The sequence below is a fragment of the Nocardia sp. NPDC101769 genome (genome assembly GCF_044766925.1).
In the GTDB taxonomy this organism is placed as follows: domain Bacteria; phylum Actinomycetota; class Actinomycetes; order Mycobacteriales; family Mycobacteriaceae; genus Nocardia.
On record NZ_JBIWMX010000028.1, the window covers coordinates 55,709 to 71,775 of the forward strand.

At 65.8% G+C, this 16,067-nt stretch carries 15 protein-coding genes and 2 pseudogenes; 5 read left to right on the plus strand and 12 right to left on the minus strand.

Annotated features, from left to right (window positions below; translation table 11 throughout):
• Window positions 1-199: 199 nt before the first annotated feature.
• Complete coding sequence (locus tag ACIRRA_RS33705) at window positions 200-1,216, minus strand: AraC family transcriptional regulator ligand-binding domain-containing protein (RefSeq protein WP_402776661.1); 1,017 nt, start codon at window positions 1,214-1,216, stop codon at window positions 200-202.
• Between the two features lie 346 nt (window positions 1,217-1,562).
• Window positions 1,563-2,228: an NADPH-dependent F420 reductase gene (locus ACIRRA_RS33710; RefSeq protein WP_402776662.1), complete on the minus strand. Its 666-nt coding sequence runs from the start codon at window positions 2,226-2,228 to the stop codon at window positions 1,563-1,565.
• A gap of 193 nt (window positions 2,229-2,421) precedes the next feature.
• Here ACIRRA_RS33710 and ACIRRA_RS33715 point away from each other — a divergent pair, with 193 nt between their 5' ends.
• The gene (locus tag ACIRRA_RS33715) at window positions 2,422-3,444 is read left to right on the plus strand and encodes a helix-turn-helix domain-containing protein (protein WP_402776664.1); all 1,023 of its coding nucleotides are present in this window, start codon (window positions 2,422-2,424) and stop codon (window positions 3,442-3,444) included.
• 10 nt (window positions 3,445-3,454) lie between these two features.
• Here ACIRRA_RS33715 and ACIRRA_RS33720 read toward each other — a convergent pair whose 3' ends face one another.
• The gene (locus tag ACIRRA_RS33720; protein ID WP_402776666.1) at window positions 3,455-4,153 is read right to left on the minus strand and encodes a hypothetical protein; all 699 of its coding nucleotides are present in this window, start codon (window positions 4,151-4,153) and stop codon (window positions 3,455-3,457) included.
• A 143-nt stretch (window positions 4,154-4,296) separates the two neighbouring features.
• Here ACIRRA_RS33720 and ACIRRA_RS33725 point away from each other — a divergent pair.
• Window positions 4,297-4,407 (plus strand): annotated as a pseudogene (locus ACIRRA_RS33725) (DUF255 domain-containing protein); the annotation flags it as partial.
• A gap of 654 nt (window positions 4,408-5,061) precedes the next feature.
• On the opposite strand, the gene ACIRRA_RS33730 reads toward ACIRRA_RS33725, so the two are convergent.
• A complete protein-coding gene (locus ACIRRA_RS33730) occupies window positions 5,062-5,859 on the minus strand; it encodes a hypothetical protein (RefSeq protein ID WP_402776668.1) in 798 nt (265 codons plus the stop codon).
• A gap of 5 nt (window positions 5,860-5,864) precedes the next feature.
• Window positions 5,865-6,383, minus strand: coding sequence for a hypothetical protein (locus ACIRRA_RS33735; protein ID WP_402776670.1), 519 nt, complete (start codon window positions 6,381-6,383; stop codon window positions 5,865-5,867).
• A 193-nt stretch (window positions 6,384-6,576) separates the two neighbouring features.
• Between ACIRRA_RS33735 and ACIRRA_RS33740 the strand changes: the two are divergent.
• Window positions 6,577-7,291 (plus strand): annotated as a pseudogene (locus ACIRRA_RS33740) (transposase family protein).
• A 438-nt stretch (window positions 7,292-7,729) separates the two neighbouring features.
• Here the strand turns inward: ACIRRA_RS33740 and ACIRRA_RS33745 are convergent.
• Together ACIRRA_RS33745 and ACIRRA_RS33750 are read right to left on the minus strand one after the other, a co-directional pair.
• Complete coding sequence (locus ACIRRA_RS33745) at window positions 7,730-8,188, minus strand: hypothetical protein (RefSeq protein ID WP_402776672.1); 459 nt, start codon at window positions 8,186-8,188, stop codon at window positions 7,730-7,732.
• Between the two features lie 482 nt (window positions 8,189-8,670).
• A complete protein-coding gene (locus tag ACIRRA_RS33750; RefSeq protein WP_402776674.1) occupies window positions 8,671-8,970 on the minus strand; it encodes a hypothetical protein in 300 nt (99 codons plus the stop codon).
• A 274-nt stretch (window positions 8,971-9,244) separates the two neighbouring features.
• Here ACIRRA_RS33750 and ACIRRA_RS33755 point away from each other — a divergent pair, with 274 nt between their 5' ends.
• Window positions 9,245-9,394: a hypothetical protein gene (locus ACIRRA_RS33755; protein ID WP_402776676.1), complete on the plus strand. Its 150-nt coding sequence runs from the start codon at window positions 9,245-9,247 to the stop codon at window positions 9,392-9,394.
• Window positions 9,395-9,536: 142 nt separating this feature from the next.
• Here ACIRRA_RS33755 and ACIRRA_RS33760 read toward each other — a convergent pair whose 3' ends face one another.
• The 3 genes from ACIRRA_RS33760 to ACIRRA_RS33770 form a co-directional block, all read right to left on the minus strand.
• Window positions 9,537-9,950 carry a hypothetical protein gene (locus tag ACIRRA_RS33760; RefSeq protein ID WP_402776678.1) on the minus strand — a complete coding sequence of 138 codons (414 nt, stop codon included), beginning with the start codon at window positions 9,948-9,950 and terminating at the stop codon, window positions 9,537-9,539.
• Between the two features lie 52 nt (window positions 9,951-10,002).
• Entirely contained in the window at window positions 10,003-10,632 is a 630-nt protein-coding gene (locus ACIRRA_RS33765) for a helix-turn-helix transcriptional regulator (RefSeq protein WP_402776680.1), read from the minus strand.
• A 115-nt stretch (window positions 10,633-10,747) separates the two neighbouring features.
• Window positions 10,748-11,389: a hypothetical protein gene (locus ACIRRA_RS33770; protein ID WP_402776682.1), complete on the minus strand. Its 642-nt coding sequence runs from the start codon at window positions 11,387-11,389 to the stop codon at window positions 10,748-10,750.
• Between the two features lie 242 nt (window positions 11,390-11,631).
• On the opposite strand from ACIRRA_RS33770, the gene ACIRRA_RS33775 reads away from it, so the two are divergent.
• Entirely contained in the window at window positions 11,632-13,719 is a 2,088-nt protein-coding gene (locus ACIRRA_RS33775; protein WP_402776684.1) for a thioredoxin domain-containing protein, read from the plus strand.
• A gap of 26 nt (window positions 13,720-13,745) precedes the next feature.
• On the opposite strand, the gene ACIRRA_RS33780 is transcribed toward ACIRRA_RS33775, so the two are convergent.
• Window positions 13,746-14,222, minus strand: a complete 477-nt coding sequence (locus tag ACIRRA_RS33780; protein WP_402776686.1) for a hypothetical protein — start codon at window positions 14,220-14,222, stop codon at window positions 13,746-13,748.
• A 235-nt stretch (window positions 14,223-14,457) separates the two neighbouring features.
• A complete protein-coding gene (locus ACIRRA_RS33785; RefSeq protein ID WP_402776688.1) occupies window positions 14,458-16,032 on the minus strand; it encodes an adenylate/guanylate cyclase domain-containing protein in 1,575 nt (524 codons plus the stop codon).
• Window positions 16,033-16,067: the final 35 nt, after the last annotated feature.

Genomic DNA, 16,067 nt, shown 5'->3' on the forward strand with positions numbered 1-16,067 from the left:
GATCGGGGTGCGGCGAGCGGGGCGTGAACCCCTGAAGGATGCCACTTCACCACCCCGCAGACGCGGAATGGCACCCTCCTGGCGCGAATGACATCGGGTGCTGGCCCGGGCAATCCGCCGCTGGACCGGGCAGTCATCCGCGAGCTTCCGCCGTGATCAGCAGGAGTGACCGCCGGCGCGGAGGCGCACCGCAGCCGCTTCAGCTCGCGTCCGTCCAGCGCTGCTGGGCGCGGCGCAGCGACCTCGGATCGGAGTAGCCGAGGCGGCGGGCGCGCTCGGCCTGGGTGAGGCCGAGCGGCTGGTCGAGAACCTGCTGCCTGCGGGCCTTTTCGAGTTCGCACCGCCATGAGGTGCCCTCCTCGGCGAGGCGGCGCTGCAGCGTGCGACGGCCGGTCAGCAGCCGGCGGGCCACCGCGTCGATGGTCACCTCGCCGTCGATCAGCATGGACACCAGCTCCTGCTGCAGCCGGTCGGACCAGGTGGTGATGCGCGGAGGCGCCGTCATCTCGGCCTGCTGCACCAGGATTCGGTTCAGGACCGGGTCGGCGCGGAGCAGCGGCAGGGCCAGATCGGTGTTCCGGAAGGTGACGCGGTTGGTGGCCGCCCCGAAATCGATTCGGGGCGTACCGAACAGCTCGGTGAGCGCCGTCAGCTCCGCCCGGCACCTGGGCGCCCGCTGCCGCAGTCGCACGTCCACCGGCACCACGTGCTGCCCGGTGGCCGTGCGCATCTTCACGATCATCCCGCACAGACCGGTGTGCATGGCCAGCTCGCTGCCGCGGCCCTCACCCCGGGCCAGGCCGGTGTACACCGTTGTCACACCGTCCGGATCCTCGTCGGCGACCGCCCGGAACTCCCGGTTGGTCGAGCACGCGTCCATGAACCGATCGGTGAGCGCGAGTCCCGCACCCAGGGTGGGCGCGGTCAGCAGCAGGTAGTCGATGATGCCGAGCTGTCCCGGCGTGTACTCGAGTGCGGTGCGGACGGCGATGGCGGGATCACGGGTTTCGTGTTCGACGAGTTCCCACAGCCGCAGATACCGCTCGCTGGGCACCATGGATTCGGGCGAGGTCAACAGCCAGCCCGGCAGGTCCGCGGCGAGGGCCAGGCGATGCCGCGTGTCCTCGCACACTCCGATCGTGCTCAGCACATACCCCGGTAGCAGCACGGTGTCCACCACCTGTGCGTCGGGGTCGAGCCCCGCCCCGCCGCTCATCGGGTCCGCCATCGATACTGGGCGCGGCGCAGCGACCGCGCGCCGATAGAGCAGACGCGGTGAATACCGGTGGGGGGATGAGTACCGGTGGCGTGGGTCGTCATTGGGGATCCCGGGGGTGAGGCGTCATCGACGGCCGTCGGCCCGGAGTCCCCATGGACCGGGCCTCTCGAATCAACCGTGGGTGACGTCGGAGTGCAGGGGTTGCATCGCGTTGCACTCACGGTGCAACACACGCGGATCCAAAATAGACTGTGCGGTGCGGTTTTTGAAACAGGACGGACGACATAGGTGACTTCAGCCCAACCCGGCCCGAATCCGGTTGGGAGTGTGGCCTACCCAAGCCTCACTCGTAGGCCGGGGTCGGTGGGATGGGGCGGCCCGCGCGGACTGCTGCCACGACGCCCTCGGCGTCCGCTCGGCGGTACTCCTCGCCGTAGACCGCTCCCGGGCGGCGCGGTGATTCCATGACCGCGCAGTCCGCGAGGCCGCCCAGGTCGATCGGCAGGTAGCCGAGGCTGTCGACGAAGTCCGCCACCACCGCCTTGGCCGCCGGGTCGTCGCCGCAGATCCATTGCACGACACGGGTTTCCAGCGGGCGATCCGCCACCTGCGCCTGGAATCCGGCGGTCAGCGTGTTGAAGGATTTGGTGTAGCGTGCGCCGGGCAGGCGCGCGGCATTGAAGGCCGCGGCGGTCTGCCCGGCTTCGGGTCCCGGACCGGGTCCGAACTGATTGGTGGTATCCACCACCAGTGCTCCGTCCAATGTCCCGGCCTGCTCCAGGGCCGCGTCGATCACGCCCCACGGCACCGACAGCACCGTCAGCTCGGCCCCGGTCACCGCCTCGCGCGGTGTCCCCGCCACGGCCCGCTCGCCCAGGTCGGCGGCGAAGGCGCGCAGCGTTTCCGGATCGCGCGAAAAGCTCACGACCACTTCATGTCCCGCCCGCACCGCCTGCCGCGCGACATTGCCCCCGATGTGTCCCGCCCCGATGATTCCGATCTTCACCATCCCAGCCTGCCCCGAACGGTCCGCCCCGCGTGAGGACCGTCGGCGCCAATTGCGGAACCGGACAGGACAATTCGCCGGATGCGGTGGCGGCCGGGGCCGGTCGGCGGTCGGGCAGCTACGGTCGGTCCGGGTGGAGATCGGCTGGTCCTGATCGTCCCGTTCAGAAGTAATCGGTGGTCGCTAAGCTGCGGCGATGATCGGCAATACCATTTCGTCTCGGCTGGCGGACCTGGTCCGGGTGGCGGCGCTGCGGGCGGGAGCGTCGGCGTCGCAACTCCTCAGCGCGCTGGAGCTGGGGGCCGATCAGCTCGGCGACGATCTGGTGCGGGTTCCGACCGGCTCGGCGTGGCGGGTCTGGGAGCTGATCTATGCGGCCGCGGGGCCGACCGGAGGTCTGTGTGCGGCGGCCACGGCCACGCGGGGGAGCCTTTCGGTGTGGGATTACCTCTTCTCGAGCGGGCCGACGCTGGCCGAAAGCCTGCGCAGCGTGGTCGAATTGCGCGCCGTCGTCGCGGATCCGCTCGGTGGCGGCGAGGTGCTGGAGAGCGGCGGGTTGCTCATCCTCCGGGATACCGCGACCGTTGAACCCGGTCCGATCCTGGGGCTGGTCGAGGAGTTCACGCTCGCGGTGATGCTGCAGCGGGCCCGCGAGGCGACCGGGCATCCGCTGCTTCCGGTTCGGGTGGCGTTCCGGCACCGCGCGCCACGCAATCACCGGCACCTCGTCGAGGCGTTCGGTACCAACCGGATCTGCTTCGAGGCCCCGCACTCCGAGCTGACCTTCCTCGACGCGGCCGCCCTGCCCACCGGGGGTGACCCGAATCTGGGCCGGATCCATCGCGGCTACGCGGAACTGCTGCTCGCCAGTGCGCGTCCCGCGCCCAGTCCGATCGGCAGGATCCGCACGGTGCTGCGCGAGGCGATGGCGTGCGGCGAACTCGAACTCGAACAGGTCGCCGCCCGGCTCGCCATCAGCCCGCGCACTCTGCAACGTCGTCTGCAGGCGCTGGGCACCAGCTGGCGCGCCGAGGTCGACACGGTCCGCTACGAACACGCGTCGGATCTGTTGCGCGGCACCGATCTCCCCATGTACGCGATCGCGGCCCGGCTCGGCTACACCGACCCGAGGGCCCTGCGGCGGGCGTTCCGCCGTCAGGCGGGGCAATCCCCGGACGAGTTCCGCCGGTGGGCGGCCACCGCTTCGATATCCGGGTAGCCGGCGCCGGTCAGGAGCGGTCGGTGGTGAGGTGGAGGTAGGCGGTGTCGAGGGGGATGTCGACCGCGAACCAGGCCGCGGGCCGGTCGTCGTCGCGGGGACACCAGGCGGTCGCTATGCACAGCCGGGCCACCTCCATGGTGGCGAGACCGGGTAGCCGCCACTGGATTCCGGCCGGATCCAGGTAGCGCACACCGTATTCGGAATCGTCGTCATTGCCGTCGGCGGGCAGTTGGTCCGCCCAGTCGGCGGGCATGAGCCGGCCGTCCGCGGCCTGCATGGCCAGCAGTTCGGAATCCGGACCGCCGATCGACACCGAGAAGTGGTCGTTCTCGGCGGTCACGGCCGCGAGGCATTCACCGGAGTCGGGACCACAGAACGTGTCCGCGGACAGATCGGTCAGTTCGGCCGAGAAGGACAGGGCGGGCACCGCCGAATGCGCCTGCACCTGCCAGATTCCCGCCCACATGGGTACGGCCGCGCCGCCGTCCCAGGCAGGCATCTCGATGCGGCCGAGGAGCAGATCGACCGTGGCGTCCCGGTGCCGCCAGCGGTGCAGGTGCGAGCCGTTCGCCAAGCGCCACACGGTATCCGGACCGGTCGGTACCTGTTCCGAGCCGAGCGCGACGGCGAACACGACGGTGCCGAGCGGCGTATCGATCACGGCGGGGTGCCGGTCGACCTGGTGCAGGCGGTCGGTGGGAAGCATGCGCCCCATCATGCACCCGGCGGGCGGGCGCCCGATCGCCGGTGCGGGCGGGGCCTGCGGATGCTCGACGATGGTGTCGCAGGCCCGCGCGAGGTTGCGTCTGGATCGTGTTGCGTGTCCGCCGAGTGTGGAAGGGTGGGGATATGAACCGATTGGGCAGCGCGACATCGCCTTACTTGCGTCAGCATGCCGGGAATCCGGTGCACTGGCGGGAGTGGGATGCCGAGGCGCTGGCCGAGGCTGCGTCGGAAGACTCAACTCCACCGAGCGGATCCAGATTCGGGATGAAAATGGGTTCTTGATATGGAGGTAGACGGTGAAATCAGTGCCCGAGTAGACGTCCGGTATCGACAGGTCGACGCTGAGGTCGAGAAGGCCGAACTGGCCCCCGCTAGCGCCATCTCCGGTGTGCACCAGGGCATTTTAGATCGCATAGTACGGTGAGCGGTATGTACTGCGAACCTGGTTGGCTCGAAATGTGCACTGGTCAAATAGTTTTGGGTAGGGGGCTCTTCATTCAAGATAGTGCCGACTGATCGGTTTCAACCTACTGAACGGATGCTTTCCTTGCTATGGCCGTCAGTTTCGAGTACGAGACCGGACTCGCCGTTTCGGGTCCGCTCGGTGAGGCGGCGGAGCTGTACGTCCATCCTGGCGGAGCGGGCTTACCGTCGAGTATGTGGGCGGCCGACCGTTCTTGGATCACGTGGTCGGATTGGGACCTCTGTGGCACCAAGGTGGCAGGTCCCACCGAGCTGATGGACGTAGTTCTGACTGCACCCGATCCGGAGGCAGTGCGTCTGTCGTGGTGCTGAGAACCAGAGGCGCTCTCGTGCCGTCGGCTCGCGACCCACCTGCTTGCTCTGCACGGAAGGCCGGGTTCATCGGGCATCCTGCTGCGTGGTGCGCTATGCCGAAGCGCCGCGCCAAATGACGAGATCGATCGCCGCGTACGTACCACTATCGCGTTTGATCTCGCGGATCGCGATCGATGCGATCACGCTGTGCCCGTGGAAGCAGAGGGTGGTCCCGGTCGCGACATTGAGAGGGCTTGCGTATCGGGTGTTCTTCTTGCAGCTATCGTAAGTCGGCTCGTCGTCGGTCGCGACGGCCATCGTGCCGCCAGAGGCATAGGCGTTACTACCGTTGAACATAAAGCCGGACACATATTTTGAAGGTCCTGGACAGGTGCTGGTTCGTTCGATGGGAACGGTGTACCCGTCTGCGACATCGACGCTGCATCGGACGAGCTCGACGCCCTCCGCAACCTGTTGCGTGGTGGCTCCACTCGCGGCCGAAGTGGCTGCCCCACCGTCCATGGGAGTCTGGCCAGAAGGCTGCGCAGCGATGGTTGTAACCGCGCTGCCAACAGCTGTGACGGTAATGGTTTGCGGGGTCGCAACCTGTGAGGCCGACTCCCGTCCGACAACGACGCCCATGCCGGTCAGCGCTACGAGCAGACCTAGGATCGTGGTTATCCAGGCCGGACCAATTTCATGAATCTTTGCCCGGCGCCGCTTCGATGGTAATTGCTGAATATGTTGCGGCTGAACAGGATTAGGCTGTGCCGTGGGGGTTTGCGGCGAGCCGACCCCGGTTCTATTCAGCGAGGACTGAGAAGGCGATACGTAGATGTCGCCGTAGTTGTCACCCGAGACGTTGACCTGCCGAGATTCGTCGTCAGACCGAGGTGTGAACGAGGGCATGGTGGTCAGATACTGATCGGTCCGGAGTTACCGCCGTAGATGTTGAGCTGTCTTGAGCTGTCGAAGGCCTGGGCAATGAAAACATCAACGGCGTGGTCTCTGCGTGCCGCGGAGAGCGCACGGTGCAGCTCGGCGGCAAACGCCGGATCAGCCTCAGCCGCTTTGGAAATCGCGGCTGCGAGCATCGACTGATTCTCTTTGGTCGGCACGGTCACCACGGTGGCAGCTGCCTCACCGAGGCCGGGGTCATGTTCTGCCCTCGAAGCGATGAGTTCGCGGATTCGCTTGACCGTACTCCATGCACTTTCGCCGGCGTTCTTCGCAAAGCCTTCCCCGAACTTGGAAGCAAGCAGCGCCGCAGCGGCTACTCCAAGGCTTATCGGTTCCACAACACACCCCCACGGTCCAGGGCCGTAGATCTGGGCGACTCTGAAATCGCTTGCAACCTGCGGCATCTCGAATCTAATCGAACTCGACTGAATTGAACCGAGCCAGAATAGCGCCCGTTTGTGGACGCCGTCCACAGTGAGCCCTTTTCATCTTGTGTGAATGGCCTTGTCGGGCAGCGGAGTTGGTTGCGGTGTGTCGCCGCTGGATGTGACGAAGCCCCTGGTAGGGCAGTTGTCGACGAAAACGACTGCATACCAAGGGCTTCTGTTGTTGTTCTACCGTGCCGCACTGCCGTTGTCACGCCAGACCCTCACCTGAGTCGCCGGCGTGATCCGCCGCCACCGAACCGGGATCGGGTCGGTATGGCGCAAGCTCGACCCCGGCCGTCAAGCCCTGCTCGTCCTGGCCTACCTGCGCAAGGCCGAAACCTACGCCGACCTCGCCGCGGGCTTCGCGATCTCGACGACGACCGCGTGGCGCTACGCCGAAGAGACCGTGGAGCTGCTGGCCGCCCACGCGCCGAAGCTGAGGTCGGCGCTGCGGAAAGCACGCGAGGGCGGACACGCCTATCTGATCCTCGACGGCACGCTCATCCCGATCGACGCAGGTGGCCGCCGATCGGCCCTACTACTCGGGCAAGCACCGTAAGCACGGGATGAACGTGCAGGTCATCGCCATACCTGACGGCGATATCGTGTGGGTCTCGGGTGCGTTGCCTGGCAGCGTGCACGATGCGAAGGCCGCCTGGATCTGGCAGATCGTGTCCGAGCTCGAACGCGGCGGGCTGATCGTGTTGGCGGACAAGGGGTATCAGGGCACCGAGGGCCTGCTCACCCCGTACAAGGGACGGAACGAGCCGGAATCGCAGAGGCGGGCCAATCGTGCTCACGCGCGGCTGCGTAGCCCCGGCGAACGCGCGAACGCGCAGCTCAAGAGCTGGAAGGTGCTGCAAAAACTGCGCTGCTGCCCGCACAAGGCCGGGCCGTTGGTCAAGACCATCCACGTGCTACAGGACCGCGAACTTCACGCCGCACGAGGATGAAAAAGGCTCAGTGCCCACAGCTCTTGTGGGCAAGATCGGGCGCACGCATCGCGCACGCCGCCAGGGTGGATGCTGGCGCGGGTGAGCTCGGATCGGCGGTTGAGGATTCGACCGGGCACTCAGTCCGACCGCACGGACGCTCGATCATGCTGATGATCGCGCCATGCCACCCCGATGGGTAGTGCCATACACTTTGGCCACCGGCCTGCGGATGCAGTGCGGGTGGGTTCGCGGCCACCAATACTTTCTCTATGGAACCGCGGTCACAGTCGCCCTGCTCGGAGAAGTCATGATCAGCGTTCTCGTTGCAGCAGTTGGTGTTCTAGGAACGGCCATCGGTGCATGCCTAACCGCCATCATCGGGGCAAGTGCCGAGAAACGTCGCCAAGCCGCTCTCGAGCATGAGCAGGTGCGGAAGGAGTTGGCGCAGAAGGAGAATCAGCTTCTCGATCTACGGGTTGAGCACTTCCGTGGCGGCGCGAACACCGCCAAGCCGCCTATCTCGACTTCCTGCAAGCCCTGGCTGCTGCTGACCGAGCAAATCTGCACGAGTATCGCTTCCTCAAAGCCGCGACTCGGCCGGAACCGTTCGCTGAAGAGCGGTTTGCCGAAATCCGAAGGCTGTTCAAGCATGCCGAGCAGGTTGGAGACTCGGTCCTGCTCGAGGGGCCGGAACAGGTTGCCGCGGCGGCACAACAGCTGATCTTGCAGTTCAGCGCGCTCGTGCAGGCGGTTCGCGATCTTGCTGAGGCCCACCCTGGCTCCGCTGGTGACCTGCACGAACGTCAGCAAGCGATCGAAGAAATCGGTGAGCGCTATCTTGCCGATCGACTGAAACTCCTCAGCGTCGCCCGCACTGCGCTCGACGAGATCATCGACATTCGTTGACCAGCTCAAGGTCGGATGGGTGAGATAGCAGCTTTAGCCCATTCGCTGAGGCCGGACCGCTGACCGCGCTGACCGAACTGGCCCGGCGCTGGGCTAGGAATCAGACAAATCATCGTTCGGACGAGCGTGACCTCATTACGGCCAAGGCGAACCAGGCCACAAGAGCGACCATCGTCCGCGCCCAGCCGATGATGCCGGTGGGCTCCACCGTAGTCAGCCTGGGCAGCACGACCCCGACGATAACAAAGACCAGGCAAATTCCACTGGCCAGCAATAGAGCTCGTCGCGAAATCAAACGCTGGTCCTCTCTGCCTGTGGGCACAGCGCATCTCGGATTTCTCGATCCTGCCTGAATAATTTCCGTTTACCGCGCATGCGCCAGCGGCACGGCGCGCCCGGTGGGCCTCGTTCCGAAACGGCTGCGCGACGGTTTGGGAATCCCAGTGTCAGGTCGGAGGTCGAACCAGGCCGTGCTGGTCCAGTTCGGGGTCTCACCGGAGGTGAGTCGGAGGTGAGTCGGAGGTGAGTCGGAGGTGGAGGTCGGGGCCGTCGTGCATCCTGCGGAGTTCGGGTTCTGTGAGCTGGCTGATGGTGCACACGTAGTCGCCGTTGGGCAGATCGATGCCGGAGCCGTACCAGTCCTTTTCTCGGTCGATGCGTTCGTCCTCGAATTGGGCGGCCATTGTGAGGATTTCGTAGTTCACGACGATCAGTTCCCCCTTGGTGACGGTGATGGGACCGGTGGCTTGCCGGGCGACCGGGAACTGCGGTTCTACCGGTGAGGCGGACACGTCGATCCGCCAACTGCCCTCACTGCTTGTACCCAGAGCAGCATTGTTCGCCGCCCCATTTCGGACGCGAAGTGCCCGAACAGGGACTCCAGGGTCCAGTTCTCGCTCACGAATGTCTTGTAGGCATGTAGGTCCATGATGCCGAGGAAACCCGAGTCGTCCGGCATGTTTTCGATTCGTATCGGAAGCTGGGCCATGCACTACTCCTTCCAGAGACGATCAAGGATCACGACTGGTTCGGCGGAAGCGGCGGGTATCCGATCGCGAGCCGGGTTTGTTCGAGCAGTTCTCGCGGTACGTCGAGCGGATCGTCGACGAGGCGGATCAGGACGCCTCGGTGGAATGGTTCAACCTGTGCCGCTTCCGGCAGCAGGGTGGGGTCGACGGCGGGAATGTCGGTGTGGAAGTAGGTTTCCCACCCTAGCGGCTCTGGTGGTTTGGGGATCTCACGGCGTATCGCGCGGTTCCAGTTCAGACGTTCGCCAGGATCGCTGAAGCGCGATTAGTTAGCGACCGCCGCTTTGAACCAGCCCCGGCTTCGGTGAGATTGTTCTTTTCCTCGTGATTTAGAGGTCTTCACTTCCAGTTGGTGGCCAGTCGCTTCTCCGCAGGTAGGGGAGTACAACAGGAGGCAGTCCAACCTCGACGGCAAGTCTGTGGATCGCGGAACGGGCGTAGGGGTGAATCATAAAGATCGTATTATTTCTGAATAGATCATCGATTTCCCCGGGATCGGGAGCGTCGCCGCGGAGCTTGAGGTCCGCTACGTGGGCTACTTTAATAGTCGCGAGTTCCGCGTTCTTCTCGGTTGATTCGCTATCCGGGGTTTTAGCTTCATAGAAGGTCACAGTATGTGTAACGCGAACCAGGAGGCGATTCTCCTGAAGCACGTACTGCGGGTCGCTGACGTTCACTGAGATTTCGATCTCATCGGGCAGGTCAATAACATGCACGCTTGCCAGAAGTCGAACTGCTCGCACGTCACGCATTGCAGTACGAGCGATTAGGGATGTTCGGGGAGAGTCAACGGAGTCAGGCACGGGCAGCTTCATCGTGCTCACGGATGGTCCCTTCGGGCTCCAGGTTGCAAGTACGGATACGCAGTTCAGCCGTTCGCAGGGAGAAGTTCATGAGTTCGATGCGGCCGAGAACCTTCGTCCCAATCATGGAGCCAGTCTGGATTATTCGCCACTCCTGTGCGGCATAATCTGGCACATTCGCGAGACGGGCGTCGATATGAGCGATTACGGATTCGCTCGGCCAGTCTCTTTCGATTGGGAAATCGTAAGCCGCAATCAGCCACTCTGCGATGTCTGACCACAGCCAGATCTTGGATGTACGCGACTCTTCGCCGATGGCGCCAAACGGTACCGGAAATGAGCGATCATTGGATTCATTCGCCCACTTGCGTACTGCTTCGCGAGAAAAGCCCGTCCGATGTGCGATATCGCTGGCGGTGACCAGATCTCGGTGGACCCTTCTTACCCTCGCGGAGGGAAATGTGCAGGTTAACTGCCGTGCAAACCTGACAACATCACTTGTGATATCGGCCGATTCGGGAAAAACCGTGGCGGTCACTGTGCCATCAACAGTGGACCAGAGTGCTGAGGCTAAGGCGGACGTACCGATCGCCTCAAGTGTCGCTTCCTGCGACAAGTCCACACCCTCAACTTGGACCCGGACGGACACAGACATGCAGCTCACGCCCTCCCTGCAGTCGATCTGTCAGGTTGACAATCGTCAACTTCGTCAATCATTGCACGTCTAGCAGCCTGGGCTACAGGTTTAGGGAGTTTCTCACATCCTCAATTCGGCGTGTCAGCTCCCTGCACTGGATGCGTCGTGTCTTGACTACATCGGCCAGGGGCGGGGCGTTGTCCAGCTCTGTCTTGGCCTCGGCTACCTGTGCCGTTGCTGTTTCTGTGGCTTGACGCACCGTCGTGGATGGATCTGCGCCAACTCCTGTCAGTGCGTTGGCGATTGTGGCGCTCTGGGTTTCGATCTCATGGACGAGGCGGCCGAACTCATCCCAGGCCGCTAGCTGCTCGACCAGGCCACCTGCTTCATCGAGCAGGAGCGCGGCGTCCTCGGCTTGTTGCTTGGCCAACATTGCCTCTGCGGCCTCCACCATCGCGTTGGCTTTCCGCAGCAGGTCGTCAACCACTGCAAGCGCGCTGGTTGTAGTGGCACTGTGCACGCACTTGTCAATGTCCTTACGCGCCTGGCGGGCAACGTTCTCCGCGCCTCTGCCAGTGGAGAAGATCTTGAACTCACAGCTACCGGATTCGCACTTAAGCGTGCCGAACGTGTGACCAGAGTGGGGAACGAGTCGCCAGCCGTGTTCCCTCGCGTAGTCAAGCGTCTCGCGCCAGCATTGCGACGGATGTCTCGGCCATACATCCTCCGGCCCCAACTCCACTGCGGCCTCCCTGCGCCGACTCCCGCTCCCAACCTGTAACAGTGTGGCAGAAGTCAATGCTCGGAGAGCGTGATGCAGGAACAAACCACTAGTCTCATTGCGGCGGAGGTGTCTGAAGTCCAGCTGCGCGGTGCGATCTCTTGCGATCGCCTGCTGTCCGATGACCATGCGCTCCGGATGGTGTATCGAGGGTGGTCGGTGTGGGAGGCCGACAGGCTTGCTCGATGTGCAAGGCTGGGGTCATGAACCGATTGGCCGGTGCGACTTCGCCATACCTGCGTCAACATGCGGATAACCCGGTGGCTTGGCGGGAGTGGGATGCCGAGGCATTGGCCGAGGCGGCGGAGCGGGACGTGCCGATCCTCTTGTCCATCGGGTACGCCAGTTGCCACTGGTGTCATGTGATGGCGCACGAGTCGTTCGAGGACGAGGCCACGGCGGCGGTCATGAACGAGAACTTCGTGTGCATCAAGGTGGATCGGGAGGAGCGGCCGGATCTGGACGCGGTGTACATGAATGCCACCGTGGCCATGACGGGGCAGGGTGGGTGGCCGATGACCTGCTTCCTGACGCCGGAAGGGGAGCCGTTCTATTGCGGGACGTATTACCCGAAGACGCCGCGGCACGGGATGCCGTCGTTCACGCAGGTGCTGACGGCGGTGAGCGAGACGTGGCGGAACCGGCGCGACGAGGTGAACGCGGCGGCGGCGCAGGTGGCCGATGCGCTGCGGCAACAGACCGCGGGGTTGCCGGATGCGGAGATCGGGGTCGGGCCGGAGCTGCTCGAGCATGCGGTTGGTGCGGTGTCGAAGGATGTGGACGGGCGGCACGGGGGGTTCGGGGGCGCGCCCAAGTTTCCGCCGTCGGCTTTGCTGGAGGGACTGCTCCGGCATTACGAGCGGACCGGTAATCCGACTGTGCTGCAGGCTGTTTCGTTCACCTGTGAGTCGATGGCGCGCGGCGGCATCTACGACCAGCTGCGTGGTGGCTTCGCGCGGTACTCGGTGGATGCGGCGTGGGTGGTGCCGCACTTCGAGAAGATGCTCTACGACAATGCGCAGCTGCTGCGCGTGTACGCGCATCTGGCTCGGCGGGGGTATGACGAGTCGGCCGGTGAGCGTGTGACCGATGCGTGGGAACCGCTGGCGCTGCGGGTGACTCGCGAGACCGTGCAATTCCTGCTGAACGACCTCGGTACCGAGCAGGGGGCCTTCGCCTCGGCGCTGGACGCGGATACCCACCTGGAACCGGGCGGGCCGGGGGTGGAGGGAGCCACGTACGTGTGGACGCCCGCCGAACTCAACGGTGTGCTCGGTGCGCTCGACGGCGCCTGGGCGGCCGAGGTTTTCAATGTCACCACGGCGGGCACCTTCGAGCACGGCACCTCGGTGCTGACCCGATACAGCGATCCGAAACCGGCCGATTACGAGCGGTTCGAGGCGATCCGGGCGAATCTGTCGACCGCCCGTTCCCACCGCCCGCAGCCGGAGCGGGACGACAAGGTGGTCACCGCCTGGAACGGCATGGCCATTGTCGCGCTCGCGGAAGCCGGTGCGGCACACGGACATCCGGAGTGGATCACGGCCGCCGTCCGGTGCGCCCGCTTCCTGCTCGACACCCACGTGACCGGCGGCCGGGTCTGCCGTGCCTCACTGGGTGGTGTGGCCGGCGCGGCGCCGGGTGTGCTGGAGGATTACGCGTGGCTGGCGCTGGGGTTGCTCGCGCTGCACCAGACTGCTGAGGGTGACTGGCTGGACGCGGCGCAGGATCTGCTGGACGCCGCCATCACCCACTTCGCCGATCCGGTAACCTCCGGCAGCTGGTTCGACACCGCCGACGACGCCGAGACCCTGCTGACCCGGCCGCGTGACCCGCTGGACGGCGCAACCCCCTCCGGCACTTCGGTTCTGGCGGAGGCACTGCTCACCGCAGCCGCCCTCACCGACCCCGTGCGAGCCGACCGCTACCGGCAGTTGGCCGATCACACTGTGACCCGGGGCGCGGTGCTGCTGGCTCGCGCACCCCGCTCGGCCGGCCATTGGCTCGCCGTCGCCGAGGCCGCCCTGCGCGGTCCGATCCAGGTGGCCGTGGTGGACGGACCGGACGGTGAATCCGGCTGGGCCGCAACGCTGGTGGCGGCCGCCCGCGCCGCCGCCCCGGGCGGGTCGGTGATCGTCTCCGGCCCTGTCGGCTCCCAGCCGCTGCTGGCCGACCGGCCCCCGGTGCGTGACACCTCTGCCGCCTACATCTGCCGCGGCTCGGTCTGCGATCTCCCGGTCACCACGGTCGAGGATGTGCGCGCCGGACTGCGGCCCCCGCCCACCGCCTGATCGCCGCTGCCCGGCACGGCCGGCGTTCAGGTCGCGCTGTCGATGCGGTGCCCGGCCATGACCGCGGCGGGCACCGCGACCAACACCGCGATGATGTGGGCGGTGCGAAACAGTCCGAGGATCACCGCATTCGGGGTCCAGTGCGTGAAGAGGTCACCGGGGTGCTCGGCCGTCAGTACTGCCCGCAGCGGTTCTACCGCCAGTGAAGCGAGGCCGAGGGTGCCCAACCCCACCACGAGAACCCGCCGCGCCCACAGGTTTCCGGCCAGCATGCGGGCCGCGAGCGCGAAGACCGTCAGGTAGATCGCCGCCCGCATCAGCAGCCCGAATGCGATGCCCTGCACGTGGACCCCGGGCTCATCGAGGGCGAGCGCGACGCGTCCCAACGCCTCGGCCACGCCCGCGATCAGCGCGACCACGATCGCTCGATAAGCCAGAACCGCCCGGTCCGGCCGCGCCCACGCCGCCGCCGAAGTCCGCTCGAACGCGCCGATCTCATTCATAGCGTTACTGTCCGGTGCCCCGGTCCGCACCGAATCCCCCGTGAGTACGACATGCGCCCAGTCCTCAGGTACGACACCGCGATTCGACGGGCCGAGCCCGGGTGCTGCCGGTGCTTAATCCGTTGCCGCCCGACCCGGGCGGTCATACAGTCCCGGAGATGTTCGGTTCATGTTTTTCACCGGAGTATTGCCAGGTCCCGCCAAGTGCAGGGTCGACCCTTGCGCGGGTTGATGATTAGCGATCCGCGGCCCGGTCGACGGACTCCGAAGATGGGGGTGCGGCCGGTCGGGGGCCGGCCTTCGGGGCGCTGCCGTTGCGGTGGGGCGCTGCGGGGGACACCACGTCGGTCCAGCCCGGAGTGGGTTCCCTGCGGCCGCGGAGGTGGAGAGTGTCGTGCAGGATCCACTGCGTGCGCTCGGCGTCGCAGGCGGCGTCTATGACCGCCTGACTGGCCAGAATGCGGCGCGGCACCAGCTTGGCCTCGGTGGTGAGGCGGGCGGCCTCGTTGACGGCGTCGCCGATGACGGTGAACTCCAACCGGGTGTCGGTGCCGACATCGCCGGCGAACACCAGCCCGCGCGCGATGCCGATGCCCACATCGAGCTCGCCCAGCGCGGCCACCTCGTCGCGGATGCGGCGGGCGGCCCGCAGCGCGGGGGTGGCATTGTCGTCGAGCGCCATGGGCGCGCCGAAAATGCACAGCGCCGCATCGCCTTCGAACTTGTTGACCAGGCCCTGATTGTCCTCGGTCGCCGCCACCACGATCGACAGCAGCCGATTCAGCTTGGCCACGAAATCGTGCGGGGCGAGCTCGGTGGCCATGGCGACCGAGCCGGTCACGTCCACGAACAGCGCGGTCGCCACCCGCATGTCGCCGGTCAGACTGGGGCTGCCCGACAGCGCCCGCTCGGCCACCTCGGTGCCCACGTGCCGGTCGAAGACGGTCCGCAGGCGTTCGCGCTCACTGAGATTGGCGGCCAGCTCGTTCACCGAGTGTTCGAGCCGCCCGATCTCGCTGGTGCTGTTGATCGTCACCCGGGCCTCGAGGTCGCCGTGTGTGATCCGATCCAGCGCGGCGCGCAATGTGTGCATCGGCGTGGCGACCGCGCGCGCCAGCGCGGCCGTCGCCACCACGCCCGCGGACAGCCCGACGATGGCCATGTAGATGCCGGTTCGAATGCGGTCCTGGGCATCGGTGGACGGGTCCGCCAGCACGGTGATCACCATGCCCAACGGCACCGCGCCCGCGACCGCGAAGGTGACCAGCACCCGGGCCAGCACGGTATTGCTCCAGTGCGAGGTCTCGTCCAGCACCTCGGCCACCACCGGAATGGTCGGCCGGATGAGCCGGTCCACGATCAGGTAGGTCAGCGCCGCGGACTCCAGTCCGCCCAGTGTGAACATGGACAGCACCACCGGAAAGCTGCGGTCCTCGGTGGCATGCGCGAAAACGGCGGCCGCCACGAACACGCCCGGCAGCCAGATGGCCAGCGCCCGTCCCGTGATCGCGATCGGGAGGCGAAGCAGCCGTCTCGCCTCGAGCTCGGTCGGCGGCCGGCGCTGGTCCAGCCAGCTGAAGTAGTGGTGACGGTCCCGCACCGCGAGCATGATGCCGACCAGCGCGCCGAGGGCCGGATAGATCGACACCTGAATGAAGGCGGTCATCCAATCCGGTCCGAGCCGGCTCAGGAAACCGCTCAGGAACAGCTCGGTGGTGACCACCGCGAGACCGCCGAGATTGCACGCCATGACGACCGCAGACAGACCACCCGGCGCACGCAGCGCCCACAGGATGAGTCTGCTGGTCACGTCGCAGACTTTAGAGACCTTTCGCCCCAGATTGC